Below are 26,015 nucleotides of genomic sequence, written 5' to 3' on the forward strand. Positions count from 1 at the left end.
ACAACCCGAGATGTTTTATAACAGAAGATAGATATGAAAATAGCACTGATCGGATATGGAAAGATGGGACATGCCATCGAAGAGATAGCGCTGTCCCGCGGACATGAGATTGTTTGTCGCATCGACAAGGACAACCAGGAAGATTTCGACTCGCCTCAATTCAAGAGCGCCGATGTGGCCATCGAATTCACGGCTCCTACCGTGGCCCTGGGCAACTACCGCCGGGCCTTCGCAGCCGGAGTGCCCGTGGTATCGGGGACAACGGGGTGGCTCGAACACCTGCCCGAGGTAAAGGCTGCCTGCGAAGCGGGACAGACCTTCTTCTACGCCTCCAATTTCAGCCTGGGTGTGAACATCTTCTTTGCCGTCAACAAATACCTGGCCGGCATCATGAACCACTTCCCCCAATACTCGGTGAGCCTCGAAGAGATTCACCACGTACACAAGCTCGACCACCCCAGCGGCACAGCCATCACACTGGCCGAGGACATCATCGCCCAGCTCGACTCGAAACATTCGTGGACCGAGAACCTGCCCGCCCCGGCCGACGCCATTCCCGTCGTAGCCCGTCGTGAAGGCGAGGTACCCGGTACCCACACCATCACCTACGACAGCGAGGTCGACACGATACGCATCACCCACGAGGCCAAGAGCCGCAAGGGATTTGCCCTGGGAGCCGTCATCGCTGCCGAGTTCACGGTGGGTAAGAAAGGTTTCCTCACCATGCAAGACCTCTTCTCGTTCCTCAAATAACACATCGTCATGGATCAAAAAACGCCCTCGAAATACAGCCTCGCCGAACGGCTGAAACGGGTCAAGAAGACCCGCTGGATACGATTCTCGATCGTAGCCCTGCTCTACATCGGTTGGACCATCTGGCTCAACAACTACTACGTGTTGTTCGGGCTCCTGCTCCTCATCGACATCTACCTCACCCAGTACATTCCCTGGGGCTGGTGGAAAACGAGCAAGAACCGCACCGTGCGGGCCGTCATGGAGTGGGTCGACGCCATCGTCTATGCCCTGGTTCTGGTCTATTTTATCTTTATCTTCATCTTCCAGAACTACCAGATACCCTCGTCGTCGCTCGAGAAGTCGATGCTCGTGGGCGACTATCTGCTGGTAAGCAAAATGAGCTACGGCCCCCGCGTGCCCAACACGCCGCTGCACTTCCCGCTGGCCCAACACACCCTGCCCCTCATCAATACCAAATCGTATATCGAGTGGCCGCAATGGGGTTACCACCGGCTGAAAGGATTCGGACAGGTAGAGCGCAACGACATCGTGGTCTTCAACTTCCCGGCCGGCGATACCGTAGCCGTGAAACAGCCCAACCCCGACTACTACACCCTCTGTTTCCTCGAAGGGCGCGAAGCCGTGCACCGCAACAAGGCACTCTATGGCGACATCGTCTACCGTCCCGTAGACCGTCGCGAAAACTATGTGAAACGTTGCGTGGGTCTGCCCGGCGATACATTCAGCATCGTCAACAACGACATCTACATCGACGGAGTGAAACAGCCACGCCCCAAAAACATGCAGCTCAACTACCTGGTCAAGACCAGCGGCCGATACCTCACCAACAGCGACTTCGAGCGGTGGGGCATCAGCGTCGACGACCGCATACCCCTCGACGTGTCGAGTGTCAACGCCCGCATCAACCTATCGAGCTGGGGCATCACGTCGAACCCCGACGGCAGCATGAACCCCGTCTACGAGCTCCCCTTGACGCAGGCCATGATCGACCAGATGAAGAAGGACTCGTCAATCGAGCAGATTGTGAGCGAACCCGGATTCCTGGGCGGACAGACCTACCCGCTCGTGGCCTCGAACACCTGGACCCGCTCGGACTACGGACCCGTGTGGATTCCCAAGAAGGGAGCCACCCTCAAACTCACGCTCGACAACCTGCCCATCTACGAGCGGCCCATCGCTGCCTACGAGCACAACGACCTGCAAGTGAAAGACGGCAAAATCTACATCAACGGAGTGGAGACCGACTCCTACACCTTCAAGATGGACTACTACATGATGCTGGGCGACAACCGCGACAAGTCGGCCGACAGCCGCTACTGGGGCTTCGTGCCCGAAGACCACATCGTGGGCAAACCCATGTTTGTATTCCTTTCGCTCGACAAAGACAAAGGTCTGTTCAGCGGCAAGATTCGGTTCAACCGCATGTTCAGGTCGGTAGACAGCCTCGTCAACTAAACGATGAAAAGAGAGACCATACGCACGATTCTTGTCACGATAATCCTCATTATCGGGGGCGTGTGGGCTATCCGCTTTTTTGTCGTCGAGCCCTACCGTGTGCCGTCCGGACAGATGGAGAATACGCTCCTGCCGGGCGACCAGTTGTGGGTCGACAAATGGTCGCTGCGCTGGGGCAACCGCACCCCCGCCTACCGCGACCTGCTGGTCTTCGAGCTGCCCCCGCTCCTGCAAACCCAAACGGCTGTGACCGAGGTGGGCGTGGCCCGCTGCATAGGTCTGCCGGGCGACACGATTCGCAGCACCGGAAACCAGCTGTTCATCAACCGCAGGGCTGTGGCACAACCCCCGCTTATCCTCGAAGCCTACCTCTCGCCCGACTCGATGTGCAACGACGTCAACCGCACCCTGCGGCACAACGGAGTTCAATTGGTCGAACAGGGCAGCGTGGGGAGCAACCGGCTGCTGTTTCTCTCGCGATACGACTACGAGAAGGTGCGCAAGATGTTGGCTCCCGACTCGCTGCTCTACCCGGTGTTTCTCCAACGCGACCGCTACGAAATCGTCCTCCCCGCACGGGGCGAATCGATACGGGTCACCCCGCAAAATGCCAAGTGGTTGGCCCACCTGCTCAACGAGTATGAAAACTGCCCCGTCACCTGCCGTGATGGAAAAATCTACAAAGAAGGGCACGAGGTGACCCGCTGCCGCCTCACCCGCGACTACTACTGGGTTGTGGGTGACAACCGGGCTGGCCTGGCCGACTCGCGCACGTTCGGCCCCCTGCCCCACAGCCTGCTCATCGGAAAAGGGCTGTGGATAGGCTATTCGCGCGATGTGCAAAAACCCTTCTGGCAATCGTTCCGCACCGACCGTTTCCTGACAAGACCGCTATGACCACCGCCTACCTCTCCACCGCCTATTTCGCCCCGGTATCCTACTACATGGCTCTGCTGGCCTACGACCGCATCGTCATCGAGCAGTGGTGCAACTACACCAAGCAGACCTACCGCAACCGCTGCCACATAGCCGGTGCCAACGGCGTTCTGTCGCTTTCGGTTCCCGTGGTCAAACCCGACACACTCAAATGCCCCACCCGCGACATTCGCATCTCCGACCACGGCGAGTGGCGCCACCTGCACTGGAATGCCATCGCCTCGGCCTACGGGTCGTCGCCCTTCTTCGAATACTACCAGGACTACATTCGCCCCTTTTTCGAGAAGCGTTATACGTTCCTGTTCGACTTTAACGAGGCCATACGCCGAACTATCTGCAATCTCATCGGCATCGACCCGCAGGTGGAGTTTACCGACCACTATGCCCAACCGGCTCCCGGCGAAACCGACCTGCGCGAAGCCATACACCCCAAGCACGAACTGGCGTCCACCTGCCCCTCGATACATCTCAAACCCTACTATCAGGTATTTGCCTCGAAATATGGATTCCTGCCCGACCTCAGCATTCTCGACCTCGTGATGAACATGGGCCCCGAATCGATTCTTATCCTCAAAGATTCATAAGAATTTACCCTTAAAGGCTTCATTATCGCCTATCTTTGCTATCTTTGTACCCAAATTACAATAGGCTGCCCTCACACCTTGATTTCGGTGTACCCACCTCGGTAACAGGCAGCTCTATCGTGCGCCTGTCAAATACTTAACATTCTCATGAGCAGCTATAAATACGCCGAAAATCTGGAAGAGACAGTCAAGAAACTCTCCGATTTCCATTCACTCGAAGAGTTGCACCACCAAAGTTGCAAGGGAGAGGTTCTCCCCTCGGGACAGCAACTGCGAGAACTCATCTCCTTGTGCCGTTCGCTCATCTTTCCCGGCTTCTACGGTTCACCCGACGTGAGCGACAAAAACCTGCTCTACCACACCGGCATCAACACCGAGAAACTGTTCGACCTGCTGGTACAGCAAATCTCGGCGGGACTCCTGTTTGCCACCAACGACCCCGTCCTTCACAACGACCCGAACCAACTTGAAGAACTGGCCGAACAGAGGGCGGTCGAATTCATCTCCTACCTGCCCGAGATGCGACGGGTACTCTCGACCGACGTCACCGCCATGTACAACGGCGACCCCGCCGCCCAAAGCAAAGCCGAAGTCATCTTGTGCTACCCCGCCATACGGGCCATCTGCAACTACCGCATCGCCCACAAGCTGCTCACGCTGGGCGTGCCCCTCATTCCCCGCATCATCACCGAGATGGCCCACTCCGAAACAGGCATCGACATACACCCCGCAGCTACCATCGGCGAATACTTTGCCATCGACCACGGCACAGGTGTCGTCATCGGGGCCACCTCGATCATCGGCAACCGGGTGAAACTCTACCAGGGTGTCACGCTCGGGGCCCGCAGCTTCCCCCTCGACGAGCACAACAACCCCATCAAGGGAATAGCCCGTCACCCCATCATCGAGGACGATGTAATCATCTACTCCAACGCCACGATACTGGGGCGCATCACCATCGGCAAAGGGGCTGTCATCGGCGGTAACATCTGGGTGACCGAGAATGTGGCTCCCGGCGAACGACTGGTACAAGCCAAAGCCAAACAATAAGAAACACTACAATACACACGAGTCGTGAACACCGAAAAATTTGAAATCGTAGCCAAAACGTTCCAGGGTCTCGAAGATGTCCTGGCCGAAGAGATCAGACAACTCGGAGGTGAAAACGTGGAGACGGGACGCCGCATGGTCTCCTTCCAGGGCGACAAAACCCTGCTCTACAAAGCCAATCTGGCTTGCCGCACTGCCCTGAGAATACTCAAACCCATCTACAAGTTCGAAGCCGCAGACCCCGACGAGGTTTATGAAAAGATGAAGGCTTTCCCGTGGGAGACGCTGCTCTCGCCCGAGACCACCTTCTCGATCGACTCGGTCACCTACTCCGACAGCTTCAAACACTCCAAATTTGTCACCTACCGGGCCAAAGACGCCATAGCCGACTACTTCATGGAGAAGAGCGGCAAACGTCCCTCGGTGCGCCTCAACGGGGCCGAGGTGGTGCTCAACCTGCACATCGCGCAAATGAGCTGTACCCTCTCGCTCGACAGTTCGGGCGAGTCGCTCCACAAGCGGGGCTACCGTGTGGGACAGACCGAGGCGCCCATCAACGAGGTGCTGGCGGCCGGCATGATACTCAAAACCGGCTGGCACGGCGAGAAAGACCTTATCGACCCCATGTGCGGCTCGGGTACCATTCTCATCGAAGCCGCCCTCATCGCTACCAATACCTATCCCGGCATCTTCCGCAAGAGCTTTGCCTTCGAGCGGTGGAAAGACTTCGACGAAGAGCTTTTCGAGACACTCTACAACGACGACAGCCACGAACGCGAATTTACTCACCGCATATACGGCAGCGACATCTCGCCCCGGGCTATCGACATTGCCACCCAGAACATCAAGAGTGCAGGCGTGTCGAAATACATCGACCTCAAAATCATGCCCTTCCAGCGGTATGAATCGGCACCCTCGCCCGAAGGCATTCTCATCACCAACCCGCCTTATGGCGAACGCCTCACGTCGAGCGACCTGCTGGGGCTCTACGAGTCGATAGGCAACCGGCTGAAACATGTGTTCAAGGGCTACGAGGCCTGGATCATCAGCTACCATAAGGAGTGTTTCGACCGGATAGGACTGAAACCTTCGGCCAGAATCGAACTCATGAACGGAGCTCTCGAATGCGAATTCCGCAAATACGAAATCTTCGACGGCCGCTACAAGGAGTTCAAAGGCGAAGGCCACAACCTCGACAAGCGGTACGATGCGCCCCACCGTCGCGCCTCACACAACCCGGCTCCCTACAACCAGCGCAAGGGTTATGAGGGGCGTCACGACGAACGGCCCCGCCGTGACGAACGGCCGAGAGGCGACGAACGCCCCTGGCGCGGAGAGAAACCTTGGCGCGGAGAGCGGTCGGAACGACCCGCATCGCGCCCGTCGACCCCCTTCAAAGGAAAGTCCTTTGAACGTCGCGACCGCTTCAATCCCGAGGGTGAGAAACCGCATCGCCTGCACGGCGACGAGGCTTTCCGCAAATTCGTCACCTTCAAGCAACCCTCCATCAAACCCAACGACGAGACCACAAAACCTCATCAAGAGGAGACCGATAAAAAAGATTAACCCTAAAAAACGACTGTCATGAATATACTGCTGTTAGGCTCGGGAGGTCGCGAATGCGCCCTGGCCTGGAAAATAAAACAAAGTCCCAAAACCGACCGTCTCTACATCGCTCCCGGTAATGCCGGAACAGCCTCGATCGGTACCAACGTGGAAATCTCGGCTACCGACTTCGACGCACTCGGCCGGTTTGCCTTCGAGAATCGGGTCGACATGGTGGTCGTAGGTCCCGAAGACCCCCTGGTAAAAGGCATATACGACTATTTCAACGACCACGACGAGCTGAAACATATCCCCGTCATCGGTCCCTCGAAAGAGGGTGCCCGCCTCGAAGGCAGCAAGGAGTTTGCCAAAGGCTTCATGATGCGTCACCACATTCCCACGGCCCGTTACCAAAGTTTCACCCGCGAGAACCTCGACGCCGCATACGCCTTCCTCGAAACCCTCAAAGCCCCCTATGTGCTCAAAGCCGACGGCCTGGCTGCCGGTAAAGGGGTGCTCATCATCGACAACCTGCAAGAGGCCAAAGCGGAGTTGAAACAGATGCTCGATGGTATGTTCGGCAGTGCCAGTGAAACCGTGGTCATCGAAGAGTTCCTCTCGGGTATCGAATGCTCCGTATTCGTACTCACCGACGGCAACGATTACCGCATACTCCCCGTGGCCAAGGACTACAAGCGTATAGGCGAAGGCGATACCGGTCTCAACACCGGTGGCATGGGTGCCGTTTCGCCCGTACCTTTTGCCGACGCTGCCTTCATGCAGAAGGTCGAAGAGCGCATCGTCAAACCTACAATCGAGGGGTTGAAAGCCGAGAATATCACCTACAAGGGATTTATCTTCCTGGGGCTCATCAACGTGGGTGGCGAACCGATGGTTATCGAATATAACGTGCGCATGGGCGACCCCGAAACCGAGGTGGTGATGCTGCGCATTCAGTCCGACCTGGTCGACCTGCTCGAAGGGGTGGCCCAAGGCAATCTGCGCGAAAGAGAACTCGTCGAGGATCCCCGCAGTGCCGTTACCGTGATGCTGGTATCGGGCGGCTATCCCGGCCACTACGAGAAAGGAAAGGAGATTACGGGGCTCGACCGGGTGACCGAGAGCATTCCGTTCCACGCCGGGACCGCCTTCAAGGAGGGTAAAATCGTTACCAACGGCGGCCGCGTCATCGCCCTCAGCTCCTATGGAGCCACCAAGGAGGAGGCTCTTGCCCACTCGTTCAAGAGCGCCCAGGTGGTCTCGTTTGAAGGTAAATATTTCCGCTCCGACATCGGGGCCGACCTCTAACCTCGGTCATGAGTCTGAAACTGTTCATCAGTGGTAAATACCTGTCGGTCGGGTGGATAATCCTCTACCTGGCCGGCATCTACCTGACCGGTCATTCAACGGCACAACCGACGGGCGAACCCTGTACCGGACTGCTCGCCCCCGGAGCCGGACAATGGCTTGCCCCTACCCTGCTCAACCGGCTGCTCAACGCCCTGTTCGTACTCGTGGGCGGTGTGTTGCTGTTGCGCATCAACAACCGTTTCTCTCTCATTCAGAGGCATACCCTGCTGCCGTTCCTCTTCTTCCTGCTTTTCGAGCTGGTCTCACCCTCGCTCACCCTGCTGGGCGACGGCAACGTGACAGCCGTGGTGTTGCTGCTCTTGTGTATCCTCTTCTTCCATGCCTACCAGTCGGAAAAGGCCCAACCCGCCTTTCTCATCATGTTTATCCTGGCACTGTGCACGGTGTTCTGCACCCGCTATATCTACTACGTGCCGCTGTTTCTCATTGGGTTCGCCCAAATGCGATGCCTCTCCATCAAGTCGCTTTTGGGAGCGCTTGTCGGCTTGATTACCCCCTTCTGGATCGGAGTTGGCCTCGATTGGATACCCGCCTCGCAACTGACCCGGCTTCAGCCCGATTTCGATCTCACCATACCCCAGTTCATACCTTATGACAACCCACAACTCTGGATTGTCGTTTTAACGGCTTTACTGGGACTTTTCTCGGGCACAACCATGCTCTACTCCACTTTCAACGAAAAACGTCAGATACGGGCTTATAATGGCTTTACAAACCTGCTCTCGGTCTATGCAGCCCTCCTGCTCATAGTCGACTACCGCAACTACACCCTCTACCTGCCCGTACTCAATGCAGCGGTAGCCATGCAGGCGGCCAGTTTCTTCACCAATAATGGCGAGAAAAAACCGGCGGTCATCTCGTTTTATCTTGTACTTACCCTTTATATCACATTGTTCATATGGAATTTATTGCCAGCCTGAGCGAATGGGGATACCTGGGACTCTTTATCGCAGCCTTCCTGGCCGGTAGCATCATACCGTTCAGTTCCGAAGTGGTACTGGGATTGCTGCTGGTTGCCGGATACGACCCGTGGGGCTGTGTGATTTCGGCTACCCTGGGCAACTGGCTGGGTGGGGTGACCTGCTACTACATAGGTTATCTGGGAAAAACCGAATGGATTCACACCTATCTGAAAATGCCCGAGGAGAAACTGGCCAAGATGCAGCACTTTCTCAAAGGCAAAGGCTCGCTCTTCGGCTTCTTTGTCTTTATACCCGTCATCGGCGACATCATGATTGTGGCCCTCGGCCTGATGCGTGCCAACCCCATTGGCACGCTGCTCTCGATGATGGCCGGCAAATTCTCGCGTTACTATCTGGTGATTATCGGGGTCAACTACTTGAAGGATTGGTTCCCCAATCTCTTCTGACACGCCAGTTCTTAATCAATAATCAGTCGGCACGCCAGCAACTGTCGTCGTCCAACAGGCGAGTAATGGCCTGTCGCATGGACTGGAAGGCAAACTCGTCGGGGTGAATCGCTTCACGCGATAGCCAGAAGCACGATGCCACATCGTCGTGCGGGGTAAGGTGGTCAAGGGGCTCATCGCTCCGGCATAGGAAAAAGAGGTCCATCGTGTGTACGTCGAAACCCGAATAGCGATAGATATTGGGATATGAAAACAGATAACGCATCGACCGGGGTTTCCACCCTATCTCCTCCGAGAGCTCCCGCACGACAGCCTCCTCGGCCGTTTCGCCACACTCGGTAAATCCACCCGGTAAATCGAGCATTCCACGCGATGGTTCAAAAGCCCGACGACACACCAGCAACCGCGACCTATGATCCATGACAAAGGCCGCCACCGACGCCTTGGGATTGAGATAATAGACAAAACCGCAATCTTCGCAACGCTTCGACGAAGCGTCGTTCTCGACAAACCGATGCGACCCGCACCGGGGACAATAGGCAAACAGATGAAGCGGGTGCATTCTCTTCCCGATTATGTTTAGTTGACTACCAGAATCTTGGTCACTACACCCGATTGTTTACCCGTAGTCGTCGACGAGGCAAAGACCAGATAGACGCCGGTCTTCACCCGGTTACCCTTGCGGTCGCGACCGTCCCACGAAATCTGTCCACCGTTGGAATAGCTCTCGAAAAACAGGTTCCCGGCTACATCGGTAATCTTGACCAGACTGTTGTCCATCAAACCGGTAACCGATATCCACCCTTCATAGTCGGGACGCACCGGGTTGGGAAAAGCGTAAACGCTGCTGTAATCTTCCGAAGCCTGCACGGCATCGGAACGATAGGCAGCCAGTCCGTTGGTCGTTCCCACATAAGCCACACCCGTAACCGGATCGACAACCACCTCGGTTACCCGATTCGAGGGTAACTGACTGTTCTCGGTCGTGAAATGTTCCAATATCTCCGAGCCGTCACTACTTACTACATAGAGCCCCGATTCGGTAGTGCCTATCCATTTGCGATTGGCACCATCGACAAAGATGTCGGTAATCTCGATATTTTGCAGCAGATAGTCGGCATTGTCGGTACCGTCGTTACGGGCTATTTTGATACGCGTACAACGAAAATTGTCGTTGAACACATTGTTGGGGTTTGTTATCACGATAGGTCCCGATGAAGTTCCTATCCATATCTGTCCGTTATTATCCTCGGCAATACAGGTATAGTAACTGGGATCGAATGTCTTATTGTCCTGGTCGGTAAATGAGTTGAAACTTTTTGTTTTGTCGTCGGCCGTCGTATTGTAAGTACCTTTGTCGTCAAATGCAAAAATCAATCCTCCCCAAGACCCTTTGACTACCCATTTAGCCGTGGAATGTTTAGGTATAAGCAACTTGGCATATTTATTATTCGCAATCTCGGGATAGTCAAACTGATACCAGTCATCTTTGGTAATCTCATCGGTAGATATCGATTGTTTTTCTCTAGGCAACATGCAGAGAGAAGGAGTACCCTTCGGTACCACCCACAAGTTCTTATCATCATCAAATTCCACACAAGGAACACTTATGGCCCAATTAAGCGTAAAAGGCGAATTCAGATGCGTGTAATGTCCCACACACTCATTTCCCTTGATCTTATACATGCCTTCAAACCAAGTTCCCACATAAAACGTATTTGGGTCATCGGGATCAAATGCCAGGTTATAGCTCGAACAGAGATATTTACCATGCTTGTTATTCACTAAAGGGGTTTCTCCCACATCAAGTACCGACCAATCGCCCTGGTCCAACACGCTTATGTGTGTCCTCACATACTGATTTTCGGTTCCTATGCGCGGTCCCGAATTGCTCACATACAATTTGTTATCATGAATAACCAGATTCCAAGGATCTGAGACATTCAGCGTATTGGCCAAAAAGGGTTCCTTCAACATGACTACCTGATTATTCTCCATTTTGAAATGACACAATCCCTGCTCACCCAATGCCCATATGGACTTGTCTTTTTCATACGACGAAGTCTCTACATTGACCAGATACTCCGACTTATTCTGGAAATTGAAAACATCACCAATCTGCAAGGCACCATTCACAATTTCGGGTTTACAGAAAGCTACATAGGCCAATCCTCTAAGAATAAAACTATCATAATATCTTTCAACACTACGAACGCCCATGTTCAAAGTACCTAACAAAGGTAACCCTTCGCTTTCCATATCATAGAAATAAAGAACACCATTTTGAGAATAGAACAAATACTTATCATTAAACGGCTCTAAATCATATATTGTATATCCCGATACTCTACTTAAAATTTTCCAGTTTGCCAGATTATATTTAACCGCATCTTTATCGATGTAGTAGATAACTTCACCCGACAACATAAAACAATATTTATTGCTCGCTCCTATCAGATTTACTTTTTGTCCATAATTATACGATTCACTCACCTCGTATTTTTCATCGTTCAAGACAACTATTCCAAAATCGGTTGCCAAATAAATATGATTGTCATAAAAGTTCACATCATTAATTGTCTTTGATGCAGTCATGATGGCATTCTTGATATCCGGTATGTTATAAACCTTTCCATCGTCGTACAGAATATCAATGTTCGCATTGGAATATATCACAACCAGATAATTTTTATCATAATTGTAATAGATATTCGATACCCCGGTATCACTCAGTTTATTGTTTTTATTATAGCCCTCTAACTCCTCGGTAACTTTATCGAAACTGAACAGAGAAATACCCGACACGAAATAGACTCGCTCCTCGGTATCCACTACCTTGACAGGATCGCCTATCGAAGAGTAGATTTGCCAGTTACCCACGGCCAGTTGTGCCCGAATCAAACACAGGCAAGACAATGCGATGATAGTTATTAATGCTAATATCCTCTTTGACATATCGATCGATTATAAAGTATTTAAAAACTCCGACAATTTTTTCACGGCCTTCGCCCGATGACTGATTTTATTCTTCTCCTCTTCCCCCATTTGGGCAAAAGTCTCTTCATACCCTTCGGGCACAAATACCGAGTCGTAACCAAACCCCGATGTTCCTCGACGCTCTTCTATAATTCGCCCGGCTATCTCTCCATAGAAAAGATGTTCTTTGCCTCCTAAAATCAACGCTATGCAGGTGACAAAACTTGCCTTACGATTGGTATTATCACCCAAATTGAACAGTAACTTGTCGATATTACGCTCCGAATTGGCAGGTTCTCCCGCATACCGGGCCGAATAGACACCCGGCTCTCCATGCAATGCCTCTACCAGCAGACCCGTATCGTCGGCAAAACAGTCGTATTCATATTTTTCTTTCACATAACGAGCTTTTTGCAGGGCATTCCCCTCAAACGTATCGGCCGTTTCAGGTATGTCATCGTGACACGCTATATCGTTCAAACTGAGTATCTCTATCTTGTCTCCAACTATGGCTGTTATCTCTTCCAGTTTATGTTTATTATTTGTGGCAAAAACCAGTTTCCTTTTCATTTTTTATTTCTATCTTTGCATTTGCTAATGCAAAATCATCACCTTTTCAACGAATATATAAAAAGCCGTCAATCGTCTTTAATATCATCTTTACAAAGATAAAGAATGAAGAAAATATCTGAAATTATTAACGTAAAACTTTATGTTTTAATTGCATTATTAGCCCTTTTTTATGGCTTTGCCTTTATCTTGTCCGACTTTTACGACTCACCTTTCGACAGTATATATGACTTGCTGATTCTCTCTTTACAATGGGCAGTGGTAGTTGCTGCTACCTTCGGATTTCTTTATCTCATCGTCCTCAACAAGTATGTTTTTGCCATACTCTTTCCCATACTTACCGTCAGTTGCAGCATTCTCGCTTACATGAGATATGCCCTGCAAATATCGCTCACCCCCATGCTCATCGACCTGGCTTTTGTTAATGATGCAAGAACCTGGTTTGAAAATTTCAATCTGCAATTACTCCTCTGGATTGTTTTTTCTTTGGCTATTTCAATAGGCTGTGTGTTCTACCGTTGGAAATACATCAAAGTTCAATACCCTGTTCTACACCTATTTATTGCCGTTTGCATCATTTTACTGACCAACAGCTGGTCATTCAAAAGACCTGTTTCACAACGCATTCCTTACGTTATTTATTATAGCATAAAAGATTACTTGGACAGTAGGAAGATTATACAAGAGAACCGAGAGACCTTCATAAAAAACGATGCTTATACCTCTGTCGACTCTCTTAACGTAGTACTTGTTCTGGGGGAATCATTACGTGCCGACCACCTTGCCTTGAACGGATACACGAGAAATACAACTCCCTTCCTGTCCCGTGATTCCAACGTTATATCCTACCCTCACATCTACACCATTCCATACTATACGCACACCAGCATTCCCCACCTGCTCACCCGGGCCGACAGCATTTCGCCCGACAGAGCCTATGAAGAGGAGTCGTTCATCTCTCTTTTCAAACAAGCCGGGTATAAAACCTGCTGGATTGCCAATCAAGAGTCGGTACCTACTTACGTCTATTTCATGAACGAATGCGATACACTCATTTATGTGAATGGAGGAAAATCACTTTATATCTTCGACAAATGGTTGGACGGTGATTTACTACCCGACTATCGAAATGCTCTCGATCCTGAAAATCCTAAAACACTCACCATTCTACACACCATAGGATCTCACTGGTGGTACAATGCACACTACCCCGATTCGTTTGAAATCTTCAAACCCGTGATAAAAAGTCGGGTAATAAAAACAAATACCCAGGAAGAGATGATCAACTCCTACGACAATACGATTCTTTACACCGACTTTGTCATTCACCAGTTTATCAATGAACTCAAAGAGCGATGTGCCATACTCTTCTACATCTCGGACCACGGAGAATCTTTGGGAGAAAATGGATATTATCTGCATGGAGAAGACCGCCCCGAATTACATAATCCGGCCTGTTTCATCTGGTACTCCACAGCCTATCAAAAAAGATTTCCCGAACGGATAGAACAGTTGAAACAACACCGAAACGACCGGTATCTGACCGATTTCCTATTTCATACAATTCTCGATGCGGCCAGCATCGAGACATCTTACAAGAACAAACAGTTAAGCCTTATCAATCCATAGCCGTATGAAACGATTCATCTGGATAGACTATGCCAAATCAATAGGTATATATTTTGTAGTATTGGGACATACCCATCTATATACTCCACTGAGCAATGTCATCTATACATGGCTCATGCCTGTATTTTTCTTCATATCGGGGTATCTCTTCTCTTTTGAAAAAACACTTCACTCAAAACTTTTGCCTGGAAAAGATTCAAAAGCCTGCTGATACCCTATCTTTGGATAAACTTAATCACCTATCTGTTCTGGCTTTTCGTAGGACGAAAATTTGGCGATGACTCCAACCTGGACATCTGCTGGTATTCCCCCCTCATCAATACGCTACTGGGAAACGGGAAACAGATGATACACAATATTCCCACGTGGTTCTACATCTGTCTGTACGGCCTGGAAATGTTTTATTACATATTCTTCAAGCACGTTAAAAAAAGATATATAGGACTAATTATCTTGATTATAGCAGGATATCTCAACTATACTTTCAACCCTTATGTATTACCTTTCAGTCTCAATACCGCACTGGTAGGCATGATATTCTATGGTTTCGGATATGAACTTAAAAATCGAAAATACATATTCAAATCCAACATCATCTACATCATATTCTCCCTATTACTGATCATCGTCGTAGCCCATTTCAACGGAAGAATAAACATGTATAAAAACTATTATGGCAATTATCCCCTTTTCCTGGTAGGAGCTTTCAGCGGAATCTACCTGATAGCCACTTTATCTACCTTATTATCAAATATCTTCAAAGAGAGAAAATGGATTACTTATGTTTCAAAAAATACAATTATAATCAGTGGATTTCACCTGCTCATGTTCTCTTTTATGAAAGGCTTCCTGGTATTTGTTCTACACATTCCCATTGCATTTCTCTATGAGAAAATACTTATCAATGTTCTTTTCGCAGCCGTGAGCCTCGTTTTATGCCTGCCTGTCGCTTACATAATCAACCGTTACGTTCCCTTTATCGTCGGAAAGAAAAAAAGCCCGCTACGGGGCTAATTTCAAGTCTTTATCTTGTCGAAACCTTCGCCATACACACCCACAACGTTCGATTGCGATATAAAGGCCTTGGGATCGATCGATTTGATCAACCGGAATATCTTGACCGACTCATTTCGCTTGGCCAGAATCATCAGCACCTTCTTGGGTTGCTTGGAATACCAGCCCATACCTTCTATCACGGTGACTCCACGATGTATATCCTGGTTGACGTGTGTGGCTATCTCTTCATACTTGTCCGACAAAATCAATATCTGCACCGACTGTCGCTTACCGTTGATGACCATATCCATCGTGTAGCTCATCACACCCATCACCACATAACCGAAAATCATCTTCTCTATGCTGTGAAACAGTACGTACGAGCTGGCGATAATCAGGAAGTCGATATACATCATCATCTTGGCAAACGAAATATTCTTGTATTTGTTGACAATGGCGGCTATGATATCGGTTCCTCCCGTACTGCCGTTCGATACAAAGACCAATCCTACCCCCACACCACACAAGATACCTCCGATAATGGCCGACATGAAAGGCTGCTCATCGATCAGTGGATTGGGTATGAACCGGGGTAATATTCCCAGGAAAAACGAACACATGAACACACTGAAAATCGTGCGTACAAAGAATTTCAACCCCAATATTTTGATAGCGGCCAACAGCAATACCACGTTAATGGTAAAATAAGAGGCCGATACCGGTATATTGGTTCCATAGTATATCAAGGCCGCTATACCGGTCACACCACCGGTAGTAATTTCGTTGGGCAGCAAAAATCCTACCCAACCCAGCGCATACAACAATAAGCCGAATATGATGACCATGTAGTCTTTTACGGCATACAACACACTGTTAAAAGGCAATCGCATACTACTACTCTTTTTCTATCTATGACTGTTATTTTTCAAGGTATTACTAAAAAAAGTATCCATGTTTGTGTCGTTCACAAACATGGATATTCTATCAAATCACTACGTTTACAATCTTGTTGGGTACCACGATAATCTTTTTGGGTGTTTTTCCTTCGAGCCATCGGGCCGACGATTCATGGTTAAGTACCATCTGCTCTATCTCCTCACGCGGAGTACCGGCTTTGATTTCGAGACTGAAACGGGCCTTGCCGTTGAACGAGATGGCATAGGTAACGACATCTTCTTTCAGATACTCTTCGTTCCACTCGGGCCACTGGGCATCGCATACCGTGTGGTCGTGACCCAACTCGTGCCACAACTCCTCGCTGATGTGCGGGGCAAAGGGTGCCAACAGAACTACAATCTTCTCGAGCATCTGCTTGTTGCGCGATTTGAGAGCCGTCAGTTCGTTTACACAAATCATGAAGGCACTTATCGAGGTGTTGTAGGAGAAGTTCTCCACGTCCCACGAAATCTTCTTGATGAGCTTGTGTACCGATTTCAACTCCTCCTTCGTAGGCTCACCCTCTTTTACAGCCAGACTGTTGCCCTGGTAGAAGAGATTCCACAGCTTTTTCAGGAAACGGTGCACACCGTCTATGCCGTTGGTATCCCACGGTTTGCTCTGTTCGATAGGTCCCAGGAACATTTCATACAGACGCAACGTATCGGCTCCGTATTTCTCGACAATATCGTCGGGGTTCACCACATTGAACATCGATTTCGACATCTTCTCCACAGCCCAGCCGCAGATGTATCGACCGTCGTCTTCCAAGATGAACTCGGCCGTAGCAAACTCGGGACGCCATTTCTTGAAGGCCTCTATATCGAGTACGTCGTTGCTCACGATGTTTACATCGACATGAATCGGAGTCGTATCATACTCCTTTTTCTTGTTGAGCGAAACAAACGTATTGGTGTCCTTGATACGATAGACAAAGTTGGAACGACCCTGTATCATACCCTGGTTTATCAGTTTCTTGAAGGGTTCGTCCTCGCAAACCACCCCTCTATCGAAGAGGAACTTGTTCCAGAAACGGCTGTAAATGAGGTGTCCCGTAGCGTGCTCGGTACCTCCTATGTAGAGGTCGACATTACGCCAGTACTCGTCGTTCTCCTTCGATACCAGAGCCTTGTCGTTGTGGGGGTCCATATAGCGCAAGTAGTAGGCCGACGACCCTGCGAAACCAGGCATCGTGCACAGTTCCAACGGATAGTGATCTTCCGTCTTCCAGTTCTTGGCGCGACCCAGCGGAGGTTCGCCGCTCTCGGTAGGCAGGAATTTGTCTACCTCGGGCAACTTCAACGGCAATTTGCTCTCGTCGAGCATATAAGGCATTCCATCTTTATAATAGACGGGGAAAGGTTCGCCCCAGTAACGCTGGCGGCTGAATATGGCATCGCGCAGACGATAGTTCACCTTCACACGACCTATCCCCTTCTCCTTGATAAATTTCTTGGTAGCAGCGATAGCCTCCTTGACCTCCATACCGTTCAGGTCGAGGCCGTTTCCACACGAGTTGATCATCTTACCCTCCTTGGCGTCGAAGCTCTCCTCCGATACATCGCAACCTTCGATCAACGGAATGATAGGCAGATTGAAATGTTTGGCAAAGGCATAGTCGCGACTGTCGTGAGCCGGCACGGCCATGATGGCACCCGTACCGTAACCGGCCAATACATAATCACTCACATAGATGGGAATGTGCTTGTTGTTGAGAGGATTGATGGCATAGGCTCCGGTAAACACACCCGTCACGCTGCGGTCCATGAGGCGCTCGCGCTCGGTGCGGTGCTTGATGCTGTCGAGGTATTGGTCAACCGCCTCTTTCTGTTCGGGGGTTACTACCTGCTTCACATATTCGCTCTCGGGAGCCAAAACCATGAAGGTGACACCAAATACGGTATCGGCACGTGTCGTAAAGATGGTAAATTCGACGTCCGAATCAACCACCTTGAACTGCATCTCAGCACCTTCCGAACGGCCTATCCAGTTCTTCTGTGTCTCTTTGAGCGAATCGGTCCAGTCTATTTTATCGAGTCCGTCGAGCAGACGTTGGGCATAGGCCGATACCCGAAGGCACCATTGACGCATCACCTTTTGCTCTACGGGATAACCGCCGCGTATCGATACCCCTTCGCTCACCTCGTCGTTGGCCAACACCGTACCCAACTTCGGACACCAGTTTACCATCGTGTCGCCCAGGTAGGCGATGCGGTAGTTCATCAATACCGTCTGTTGCTCTTTTTCGTTCTTGGCCTTCCACTCGTCGGCCGTGAACGAAAGCTCTTCACTGCAAGCGGCATTCAACCCTTCGGTACCTCTCGTCTCAAAAGCCTTTACCAGCTCTTCGACAGGGCGAGCCTGCTGCTTGTCGTTGTCGTAGTAGCTGTTGAACATCTGGATAAAAGCCCATTGCGTCCATTTGTAATACTTGGGATCGCAGGTGCGTATCTCGCGGCTCCAGTCATAACAGAAACCTATCTTGTCCAATTGCTCGCGATAGCGGTTGATATTCTTTTCGGTCGTGATGGCCGGGTGCTGACCCGTCTGTATGGCATATTGTTCGGCCGGAAGTCCGTAAGCGTCGTAACCCATGGGGTGAAGTACATTGAATCCTTTCAGACGCTTGTAGCGGGAATAGATGTCAGAAGCGATATACCCCAGCGGGTGACCTACGTGCAGACCTGCGCCCGAAGGGTAGGGGAACATATCCAATACGTAGTACTTGGGTTTCTCCTTGTTTTCTGTCACCTGGTAGATGTGATTCTCTTTCCAGTACTTCTGCCACTTTTTCTCTATTTCTTTGAAATTATATTCCATGATGAACAATATGATAGCTAAAATTTTTGGATTACTCTTTTTTTTAAATTCCCAGCGAAGCCGATATGTCGAGCATGCGTCGTATGGGTTTGATGGCCTCTCGGGCTATGGCTTCGTCGACCACAATCTCAGGTAACTCGTATTTGAGGGTGTTGTACAACTTCTTCATCGTGTTCAACCGCATGAAGTTGCATTCGCTGCAACCGCAGGTGCTGTCGTCGGGAGGTGCCGGGATAAACTCCTTGTCGGGATTGTTTTTCTTCATCTCGTGCAGAATACCCGATTCGGTAGCCACAATGAAGCGTTTGCAATCCGACTGGGTGGCGAAGCGCAACAAGGCTGCCGTCGAACCCACCTTGTCGGCAACAAGCAGAATATCGCGCTTGCACTCGGGGTGAGCCAGCAACAGGGCATCGGGATACTGTTTTTTCAACGCCACGATCTTCTCGAGCGAGAATTGCGAATGCACATGACAGGCACCGTCCCACAACAACATGTGGCGACCCGTCACGCCGTTGATGTAATTTCCCAGGTTCTTGTCGGGACCGAATATGAGCTTTTCATCGGCCGGGAAGCTCTCGACAATCTGTTTGGCGTTCGACGAGGTGACTACCACATCGGTGTGGGCCTTCACGGCAGCCGAGGTGTTCACATAGGAGATTACCTTGTAGCCGGGGTGCTGTTTCACAAACTCGGCAAAGGCATCGGCTGGACAACTGTCGGCCAACGAGCAACCGGCATTTAGGTCGGGTATCAACACTTTCTTGTCGGGACAGATGATCTTGGCCGTCTCGCCCATGAAGTGTACACCGCAAAGCACCAGTATCGAAGCATCTGTCTTGGCCGCCCATTGGGCCAGAGCCAACGAATCGCCCACGTAATCGGCAATATCCTGTATATCGCCCGACTGGTAGTAGTGAGCCAGCACAACGGCATTCTTCTCTCGTTTCATCTTCTCGATTTCGGCTACCAAGTCTACACCCTCGGGAACGGGCATATCCACATAACCTTTTGAGATATCTACATCGAACATATATATATTCCTTTTTATTTTTTAATTTAAAATCTTTATTGTTGATGATAATAGGGTGTTGATAGCAAGGATAACTTCTTGTTAAAAGAGTTGCTTTTTATCTTATCAACCTTTTGTTCGGGGTTATCGAGGTGTTGTCAACGACATTATATTTTTATAATGAGTAGCTTAACCTCTCTATCAACGCCTTGTTTACAATCTGCAAAGTTAATAACTTTATTCTATTTGTATGATTGATAAATAGATATTTTAAGGTGGATATAACAACTAAAAACTCGTGGCTTTATTATTTGCATTTTGAGGATAAGGGGTTGTATAGGTATAATATTTTGATTTCAAAATTTTGAACCTCTTTTTATACATCATTTTTATAACGTATTATCCACACTTGTCCACACACTTATTCACGATGGTGTTTACAGGGTAGGGAATAAGTATGTAAATTGACTTTGTCGGCTGTATGTATTATCTTTGTCAATGCTTGTAAAGAGAGTTGTTTATGAAGAAAAAGAGTATTCTTGACTTGCACAGAGTTTCGCAAGAGGAGTTTAAGCATCTTGAAAAGATACCGTTAGTGGTCGTACTGGACAACGTACGCAGCTTGAACAACATCGGGTCGGTATTCCGCACGGCAGATGCTTTCAAAGTCGACTGTATATACCTGTGCGGTATTACGGCCACTCCTCCTCATACCGATATACACAAGACCGCTCTGGGAGCCGAGGATAGCGTCGATTGGATTTATGAGTCAGATACCTGTACCGTTGTTGATAAGTTGTTGGCTGCCGGTTACGAGGTCTATGCCATCGAGCAGGTGGAGGGGAGTATCAGCCTCACCGACATCGAGTTGGATAAACATAAACGGTATGCCGTTGTCTTGGGTAACGAGGTGAAGGGTGTTCAACAGTCGGTGGTTGACAAGTGTACGGGAAGCATCGAGATACCCCAATTCGGTACCAAACACTCGTTGAATGTGTCGGTAACGGCCGGTCTGGTAATTTGGGATTTTTTCAAGCAGTTGGGATTATAGCGAACCCTGTTCGACCAGAATGCAGATGCGTTCGATAGTCTTGTCCTTGCCCTCGGGCTGCCAGTCGGTTTTGAGCGAAGCGCCGAACATCTTGCCAAAGAATTGCCAGAAGTTGGCTCTGAAACTGCCCAGAAATGCCTTTATCAACTCATAGGACGACTGGTTACACTCTCTGTTAATCAACTTGATAAGCATCTTTCCCTGCGAAAGGGTAAACTTTTTCAACACCGGTTTATATTGGTGGAAAACCTCTTTTTCCATGCGTTTCATGTGTTCCTCGCGGGCTTTGTCGTCGGGCAGAGTCTCCATATATTCATAAGTCTCGATAAAGATGGCATAAATCAGTTTGGCATAGGGTAGGGTCTTTTTCACATCGCGCACTGTCTTCCAGTAAAATTTCTCCTGCTTTTTGTTTTTGAATTTCTCGGGCGGGAATACATAGAAGGTACGCAGGCCAATCATCGGTACCGTGTCGTTGTCGATGATGACCCGGTAGAAATGTTTATAGGCCGGGTGTTCTTCCTGGAATACCTGGGCCCGCAAACCCGGAACTGCCAGAAAGAGAAAAAGAAACAATATGAATAATCCTCTCTTCATCGGGTACAAATGTAAACCATTCGATTTTCCGACGACTATTTTTTTGCAATAATTATAATATTCACCGTTGTTGATAGCCTGTGTCGATAAATGGTAGATAAATGGTGAATAGATGTGTTTATTTTATGTGAATATATTAGTAATCAATAATTTATTTTTTGTTGATAAACTCAGATTCATTTACGTTTTTTAGTTTGAAATCTTGTGGATAAGCTGTTGGTATAGATTTGATGAGAGTTTTTTTCTTCTATTATTTTATCAGGAGTGGACAAAGTGTGAATAAAATTGTTTAATAGATAATTAAAACAGTGATATATAGAATAATTATAAAATATTCACAGCATGTGAATAACGATAAAAAACGATATAGATTTTCATAAAATTCATGGTTGGATAATCCATAAACCCTACCTTTGTAGCATCGAAAAAGAATTTTTGTTATGCAGACGGTATTATTTCATGAAATTATTTACGGGCCGGTGCACAGCCGTCGTCTGGGTATATCGTTGGGTGTCAACTTGCTGCCTACCGACGGCAAGATCTGTTCGTTTGATTGTGTCTATTGCGAGTGCGGATACAATGCACAGGGGGCGGGCAAGAGCGGTTTGCCCTCGGCCGACCAGGTGGAAGAGGTGTTGAAAACCCGTTTACAGGCCATGCACGCTGCGGGCGAGAAGCTCGATGTGATTACCTTTGCCGGGAATGGCGAGCCTACGTTGCACCCTCAGTTCGAGAAGATCATAGATACCACGCTCTACCTGCGCGACCACTACTATCCCGAAGCTAAAATCAGCGTGCTCTCCAATGCCACCCGCATTCATGACGAGTCTGTATTCCGGGCATTGAACCGCGTAGACAACAATATACTCAAACTCGATTCGCTCCGCCCCGAGACGGTGGCTTTGATTGATCAACCCAACGACCCTCACTATGATGTGAACCGGGTAGTGTGCGACTTGCGGCGCTTCTCTGGCAATGTGATTGTGCAGACCATGTTCCTGCGGGGCTGGCACAACGGACAACGCATCGACAATACCGTCGAGGAGGAGCTCTCGCCCTGGTTGGAGGCATTACAATACATTTCGCCGCGTTCGGTCATGATTTATACCATCGACCGCAAAACGCCCGAAGAGGCGCTCGAAAAGGTCTCTCGCGAAGAGTTGGAGCAGATAGCCTCCCGGGTGCGCGAGTTGGGTATCGCCGTTTCGGTTTCGGCCTGATTAGATTTTCAAGGTAAGGATTACAGTTGATATAAACAGAACCCCCGGTGCAAAGCGATTGCACCGGGGGTTCTTGTGTAGGGACGAAAGGGGAGTGTTATTTCACAACCACCTTTTTGCTTTGTGTCGAGCTTGCGTTATGAACTTTTACTATATAGATACCTTGGTTAAGGTCGAGGTCGCGTTGGTTGATTACACGGCCTTCCCACACGAGGCTGCCGCTGGTGGTGTAGACTTGGGCCTGGGCCTCTTCGGCTTCGATTTTAAGTACACCGGGTTGGCTCCATACCTTCACGCCGTTGGTCTCTGTCTCGTCGATGCCCGATGCGTCGGCAAATTCGGCCGTTACTACCGAAGCCATCTTCACTACAAACGAATTGTTGCTTATGGCTACACCGTTGACCCATGCGTTTCTCAAAGCGTAACCTTCGTCGGGCAGGGCGGTGACAGTCACAGTCGTGTTCTTGGCCACCTTGTCGCCCGAGTTCACCACCTGGTTGTCGGCGTTGCGCAGTTCCAGTGAACCGTTCTCCGAGGGTTCGATGGTGATGTAGGCCACGTCGCAACCGCTACCGTCGCCATCGATAGAGGGTTTCCAGCCTTTTTTCGAGGCGATGGAGGTCTCGCTGGTTTCGGCTTCGTTAGCCTTGTCGCTGATACCGGCTATGAAGAGATTGACATTTGTCGGTGTGGTGGCACAAACCGGCAGGTGGTAGAAAAGGTCGTTGAGTTCACAGGCTGTCATGCCGTTGTCGGCACATTGGAGGTAATTGAGTTTCGTGTTGCTTGACAGGTCGATGGGGTCGAGCTGGTTGCCGTCGCAGAAGAGACGTTCGAGCTCGGTGTTGGCCGAGAGGTCGAGCGTGGTGAGCTGGTTGTTCGAGCAGGTGAGCCGCACCAGCTGGGTGTTGTGGTTCACGTTGAGGGTGGTCAATCCTATGCTGCTGCATTGTAACTCTTGCAAGTTGGTGAGCATGCTCACGTCGATCGAGCCCAGTTGCGAGTTGTTTTGCACGTCGAGCAACATCAGTTGGGTATTGTTGGACAGGTTGATGGACGAGAGTGAGTTATTCTTGACAACAGCCTCTTCGAGTTCGGGATTGTGCGACAGGTCGAGCGAAGCCAATTCGCAGTTGTAACAGGTGAGCGAGAAGAGCTTCGGGTTGTTCGAGAGGTCGAGCGTACCGATTTCGTTATAGGAGCAGTTGAGTTTGGTCAGTTCGGGGTTGTTCGAGAGGTCGAGTGTGGTGATGTAGTTCCAATAGCAGTCGAGAGTAGCCAGTGTAGCGTTGTGGGTTACGTCGAGCGAAGTCAGTTCGTTTTTCGAGCAGTCGAAGTAGTCGATTAAACCGCTTATTTTTACGGTTGTCCCTTTGGAATTACCTTTGAGGCGTGCAATCGATTCGTTGTCGATAATGATGGTCTCTATCTCGCCGTTACCCCAGTCGATCTCCACTTCGGTTTCGGGGTCGATACCGCTTATGCCAAACGAGAGGGGAGTGTTGTTCTTTACCCCTATGGCAATGTAGTTGTTGTCGGCTATGGGGACGAATACGGCTGCCACGGTTACATTTTCGGTAGCGACGAATATGTTACCGTTGATGCGTTGGCCGTTTACTTCGTAGTAGCGTACCTGGTAACCTTCGGCCGTCGAGGCGGTGATATAGGTAGGTACACCCGATTCGAGCGTGTTGTTTTCCACAGCGTGCAGTTCGTGTGAAACCAGGTCGGGTTGCGAGAGGGTGAAGGTACCCATCTCCGAGGGTATGAGGGTAGCCGTTACCGTGCCGCAGGTGGCGCTGCCGTCGCCCGTTACATCGACAGTCCATTTCAATTCGGTAGCAAGCGAGGTGTCGCTGGTCTCGGCGTTGCTGCCTTCGAGCCAGAGATTGGTGTTGGGACTGGTCTTTTCCAGACCTGAGAGTGTCTGGTACATGTAGTTGAGGCTGCACGGGGTCATACCGGCATTGTTGCGAATATCGATGGTGTTGATACCCTGGTTGTAGTAGAAATCGAGAAAGGTGAAGCGGTTGTTTTGTCCCCAGAATTTTTGCAGATAGTTGTTCTGGCTCAAATCGATTTCGGTCAGTTGGTTGTTACCGCATTTGAGCGATTTCAATCGGGGCATGTTCGATACGTTCAACTTGGTCAGCTGGTTACCGTCGCACGACAGATTGGTGATGTTGCCGTTGGCCGAGAGGTCGAGGCTCTTTATCTGGTTGTTGCTGCACACCAGGTCCATCAGCTCCGTATTGATAAATACGTTCAGCTCGGTCAGGTAGTTGTCGTTGCAGTAGAGTTTTTCGAGTTTTTCGTTTTTGGTCAGGTCGAGCGATTGAATATAGTTGTAACGCACATCGAGCTGTTGCAGTTCGGGCAGGTTGGTCACATCGATCTCCATCAGGGAGTTACCCTCCAAGTTGACGTAATAGAGGTTGGGGCAACCCGAGAGGTCGATGGCACTCAAATCGTTGTTATAGGCCGTAATCGATTCCAGAGCACCGCCTTCGCTGGGGAGTAAGATGGTGGTGATGGCACCCCGGTCGTCGGGATCAGATGAGTCGGTTTTATCGTGCCGGCAGTCGAGGATTCTCAGTTTTTTGTGTTCCAACAGGTTCAGGAACATCAGCTTGGGATTGTTGTAGCAGTTGAGGGTTTCGAGATTCAGTGCACCCGAAATATCGAGATTGGTACGTTCTATCTCGTTGTTGTAGCAATCGAGGGTGGTCAATTCGGGTTCGTTGACAATCGAAATCGAGGTAATGTGCGATTCGGAGCAGTCGAACGAACGCATGGGCGAGAGTATCCGTATCGTGTCACCCACCTGGGTGCCGCTTATGTTACGTGTAATCATACCGTCTACGATGTATTCTTTTTGAACACTGTCACCCCAATCGACGATTACTTTACCGTCCGATGCCACCGGGGTGGGGTAGAGCGTGATGTTGCTACCCGGCTCGAGCGAGGTGGTAAGTTTGATTTCACTCCATGCCGTCGATACGCCCGAGGCGAGGCACAAAGCAAACAAGAAAGTTGTAAATTTTTTCATACGATTTGTTTTGTTTTTGTCTTCAACGTGGATTATAACTTCCGAAATGAAATTTTATAATACAAAATTGAGGAAAAAACAGCAGAATAACAA

20 protein-coding genes and 1 pseudogene are annotated in these 26,015 nt (G+C 49.8%); 13 read left to right on the forward strand and 8 right to left on the reverse strand.

The genetic code is table 11. The features are described 5' to 3' along the window. Positions 1-33 precede the first annotated feature (33 nt). The 9 genes from BARVI_RS07315 to BARVI_RS07355 all read left to right on the forward strand — a co-directional run bounded on the left by BARVI_RS07315 (position 34) and on the right by BARVI_RS07355 (position 9,066). The gene (locus BARVI_RS07315) at positions 34-753 is read left to right on the forward strand and encodes a 4-hydroxy-tetrahydrodipicolinate reductase (protein WP_025278603.1); all 720 of its coding nucleotides are present in this window, start codon (positions 34-36) and stop codon (positions 751-753) included. Positions 754-804: 51 nt separating this feature from the next. Next, complete coding sequence (locus tag BARVI_RS07320) at positions 805-2,211, forward strand: S26 family signal peptidase (protein WP_025278604.1); 1,407 nt, start codon at positions 805-807, stop codon at positions 2,209-2,211. Positions 2,212-2,214: 3 nt separating this feature from the next. Further along, positions 2,215-3,108, forward strand: a complete 894-nt coding sequence (gene lepB / locus BARVI_RS07325) for a signal peptidase I (protein ID WP_025278605.1) — start codon at positions 2,215-2,217, stop codon at positions 3,106-3,108. After that, complete coding sequence (locus BARVI_RS07330) at positions 3,105-3,731, forward strand: WbqC family protein (protein WP_025278606.1); 627 nt, start codon at positions 3,105-3,107, stop codon at positions 3,729-3,731. The genes lepB and BARVI_RS07330 overlap by 4 nt, the downstream gene beginning before the upstream one ends. A 147-nt stretch (positions 3,732-3,878) precedes the next feature. Beyond that, a complete protein-coding gene (gene epsC, locus BARVI_RS07335; RefSeq protein ID WP_025278607.1) occupies positions 3,879-4,781 on the forward strand; it encodes a serine O-acetyltransferase EpsC in 903 nt (300 codons plus the stop codon). Positions 4,782-4,805: 24 nt separating this feature from the next. Beyond that, the gene (locus tag BARVI_RS07340; protein WP_025278608.1) at positions 4,806-6,347 is read left to right on the forward strand and encodes a THUMP domain-containing class I SAM-dependent RNA methyltransferase; all 1,542 of its coding nucleotides are present in this window, start codon (positions 4,806-4,808) and stop codon (positions 6,345-6,347) included. Between the two features lie 18 nt (positions 6,348-6,365). Then, the gene (purD, locus tag BARVI_RS07345; RefSeq protein ID WP_025278609.1) at positions 6,366-7,634 is read left to right on the forward strand and encodes a phosphoribosylamine--glycine ligase; all 1,269 of its coding nucleotides are present in this window, start codon (positions 6,366-6,368) and stop codon (positions 7,632-7,634) included. 8 nt (positions 7,635-7,642) lie between these two features. After that, a complete protein-coding gene (locus tag BARVI_RS07350; protein WP_025278610.1) occupies positions 7,643-8,617 on the forward strand; it encodes a hypothetical protein in 975 nt (324 codons plus the stop codon). Beyond that, positions 8,596-9,066 carry a YqaA family protein gene (locus BARVI_RS07355; RefSeq protein ID WP_025278611.1) on the forward strand — a complete coding sequence of 157 codons (471 nt, stop codon included), beginning with the start codon at positions 8,596-8,598 and terminating at the stop codon, positions 9,064-9,066. The genes BARVI_RS07350 and BARVI_RS07355 overlap by 22 nt, the downstream gene beginning before the upstream one ends. Before the next feature lie 22 nt (positions 9,067-9,088). Here the strand turns inward: BARVI_RS07355 and BARVI_RS07360 are convergent, their stop codons facing one another. The 3 genes from BARVI_RS07360 to BARVI_RS07370 are packed head-to-tail and all read right to left on the reverse strand — an operon-like array spanning position 9,089 to position 12,612. Next, a complete protein-coding gene (locus BARVI_RS07360) occupies positions 9,089-9,628 on the reverse strand; it encodes an NUDIX hydrolase (protein ID WP_025278612.1) in 540 nt (179 codons plus the stop codon). Positions 9,629-9,645: 17 nt separating this feature from the next. Beyond that, positions 9,646-12,021, reverse strand: a complete 2,376-nt coding sequence (gene porZ, locus BARVI_RS12970; protein ID WP_084547017.1) for a type IX secretion system anionic LPS delivery protein PorZ — start codon at positions 12,019-12,021, stop codon at positions 9,646-9,648. A gap of 9 nt (positions 12,022-12,030) precedes the next feature. After that, on the reverse strand, positions 12,031-12,612 hold the full coding sequence (locus BARVI_RS07370; protein ID WP_025278614.1) for a non-canonical purine NTP diphosphatase: 582 nt from the start codon (positions 12,610-12,612) through the stop codon (positions 12,031-12,033). A gap of 105 nt (positions 12,613-12,717) precedes the next feature. Between BARVI_RS07370 and BARVI_RS07375 the strand changes: the two genes are divergently transcribed. Together BARVI_RS07375 and BARVI_RS07380 are read left to right on the forward strand one after the other, a co-directional pair. After that, the gene (locus tag BARVI_RS07375; RefSeq protein ID WP_025278615.1) at positions 12,718-14,241 is read left to right on the forward strand and encodes a phosphoethanolamine transferase; all 1,524 of its coding nucleotides are present in this window, start codon (positions 12,718-12,720) and stop codon (positions 14,239-14,241) included. A gap of 4 nt (positions 14,242-14,245) precedes the next feature. Beyond that, positions 14,246-15,255, forward strand: a pseudogene (locus BARVI_RS07380) (acyltransferase family protein). A gap of 2 nt (positions 15,256-15,257) precedes the next feature. Here BARVI_RS07380 and BARVI_RS07385 read toward each other — a convergent pair. The 3 genes from BARVI_RS07385 to nadA form a co-directional block, all read right to left on the reverse strand. Then, on the reverse strand, positions 15,258-16,127 hold the full coding sequence (locus BARVI_RS07385) for a YitT family protein (protein ID WP_025278617.1): 870 nt from the start codon (positions 16,125-16,127) through the stop codon (positions 15,258-15,260). A gap of 94 nt (positions 16,128-16,221) precedes the next feature. Then, on the reverse strand, positions 16,222-18,993 hold the full coding sequence (gene leuS / locus BARVI_RS07390; RefSeq protein ID WP_025278618.1) for a leucine--tRNA ligase: 2,772 nt from the start codon (positions 18,991-18,993) through the stop codon (positions 16,222-16,224). Positions 18,994-19,036: 43 nt separating this feature from the next. Continuing rightward, entirely contained in the window at positions 19,037-20,026 is a 990-nt protein-coding gene (gene nadA, locus BARVI_RS07395; protein WP_025278619.1) for a quinolinate synthase NadA, read from the reverse strand. 499 nt (positions 20,027-20,525) lie between these two features. Here nadA and BARVI_RS07400 point away from each other — a divergent pair, with 499 nt between their 5' ends. Then, entirely contained in the window at positions 20,526-21,056 is a 531-nt protein-coding gene (locus BARVI_RS07400) for an RNA methyltransferase (RefSeq protein ID WP_025278620.1), read from the forward strand. Here BARVI_RS07400 and BARVI_RS07405 read toward each other — a convergent pair. Beyond that, positions 21,051-21,653: a DUF4294 domain-containing protein gene (locus BARVI_RS07405; RefSeq protein ID WP_025278621.1), complete on the reverse strand. Its 603-nt coding sequence runs from the start codon at positions 21,651-21,653 to the stop codon at positions 21,051-21,053. The genes BARVI_RS07400 and BARVI_RS07405 overlap by 6 nt on opposite strands. A gap of 440 nt (positions 21,654-22,093) precedes the next feature. Between BARVI_RS07405 and BARVI_RS07410 the strand changes: the two genes are divergently transcribed. Further along, positions 22,094-22,873: a radical SAM protein gene (locus BARVI_RS07410; protein ID WP_025278622.1), complete on the forward strand. Its 780-nt coding sequence runs from the start codon at positions 22,094-22,096 to the stop codon at positions 22,871-22,873. A 97-nt stretch (positions 22,874-22,970) separates the two neighbouring features. On the opposite strand, the gene BARVI_RS07415 is transcribed toward BARVI_RS07410, so the two are convergent. Then, a complete protein-coding gene (locus tag BARVI_RS07415) occupies positions 22,971-25,922 on the reverse strand; it encodes an InlB B-repeat-containing protein (RefSeq protein WP_025278623.1) in 2,952 nt (983 codons plus the stop codon). Positions 25,923-26,015: the final 93 nt, after the last annotated feature.

Source organism: Barnesiella viscericola DSM 18177, assembly GCF_000512915.1.
Lineage (GTDB): Bacteria > Bacteroidota > Bacteroidia > Bacteroidales > Barnesiellaceae > Barnesiella > Barnesiella viscericola.

What these genes read in the sequence shown, in the direction of transcription:
- BARVI_RS07315 (WP_025278603.1), top strand. Translation starts at nt 34, where the DNA reads ATGAAAATAGCACTGATCGGATATGGAAAGATGGGACATGCCATCGAA.
- lepB (WP_025278605.1), top strand. Translation starts at nt 2,215, where the DNA reads ATGAAAAGAGAGACCATACGCACGATTCTTGTCACGATAATCCTCATT.
- BARVI_RS07330 (WP_025278606.1), top strand. Translation starts at nt 3,105, where the DNA reads ATGACCACCGCCTACCTCTCCACCGCCTATTTCGCCCCGGTATCCTAC.
- epsC (WP_025278607.1), top strand. Translation starts at nt 3,879, where the DNA reads ATGAGCAGCTATAAATACGCCGAAAATCTGGAAGAGACAGTCAAGAAA.
- purD (WP_025278609.1), top strand. Translation starts at nt 6,366, where the DNA reads ATGAATATACTGCTGTTAGGCTCGGGAGGTCGCGAATGCGCCCTGGCC.
- BARVI_RS07350 (WP_025278610.1), top strand. Translation starts at nt 7,643, where the DNA reads ATGAGTCTGAAACTGTTCATCAGTGGTAAATACCTGTCGGTCGGGTGG.
- BARVI_RS07355 (WP_025278611.1), top strand. Translation starts at nt 8,596, where the DNA reads ATGGAATTTATTGCCAGCCTGAGCGAATGGGGATACCTGGGACTCTTT.
- BARVI_RS07360 (WP_025278612.1), bottom strand. Translation starts at nt 9,628, where the DNA reads ATGCACCCGCTTCATCTGTTTGCCTATTGTCCCCGGTGCGGGTCGCAT.
- porZ (WP_084547017.1), bottom strand. Translation starts at nt 12,021, where the DNA reads ATGTCAAAGAGGATATTAGCATTAATAACTATCATCGCATTGTCTTGC.
- BARVI_RS07370 (WP_025278614.1), bottom strand. Translation starts at nt 12,612, where the DNA reads ATGAAAAGGAAACTGGTTTTTGCCACAAATAATAAACATAAACTGGAA.
- BARVI_RS07375 (WP_025278615.1), top strand. Translation starts at nt 12,718, where the DNA reads ATGAAGAAAATATCTGAAATTATTAACGTAAAACTTTATGTTTTAATT.
- BARVI_RS07385 (WP_025278617.1), bottom strand. Translation starts at nt 16,127, where the DNA reads ATGCGATTGCCTTTTAACAGTGTGTTGTATGCCGTAAAAGACTACATG.
- leuS (WP_025278618.1), bottom strand. Translation starts at nt 18,993, where the DNA reads ATGGAATATAATTTCAAAGAAATAGAGAAAAAGTGGCAGAAGTACTGG.
- nadA (WP_025278619.1), bottom strand. Translation starts at nt 20,026, where the DNA reads ATGTTCGATGTAGATATCTCAAAAGGTTATGTGGATATGCCCGTTCCC.
- BARVI_RS07400 (WP_025278620.1), top strand. Translation starts at nt 20,526, where the DNA reads ATGAAGAAAAAGAGTATTCTTGACTTGCACAGAGTTTCGCAAGAGGAG.
- BARVI_RS07405 (WP_025278621.1), bottom strand. Translation starts at nt 21,653, where the DNA reads ATGAAGAGAGGATTATTCATATTGTTTCTTTTTCTCTTTCTGGCAGTT.
- BARVI_RS07410 (WP_025278622.1), top strand. Translation starts at nt 22,094, where the DNA reads ATGCAGACGGTATTATTTCATGAAATTATTTACGGGCCGGTGCACAGC.
- BARVI_RS07415 (WP_025278623.1), bottom strand. Translation starts at nt 25,922, where the DNA reads ATGAAAAAATTTACAACTTTCTTGTTTGCTTTGTGCCTCGCCTCGGGC.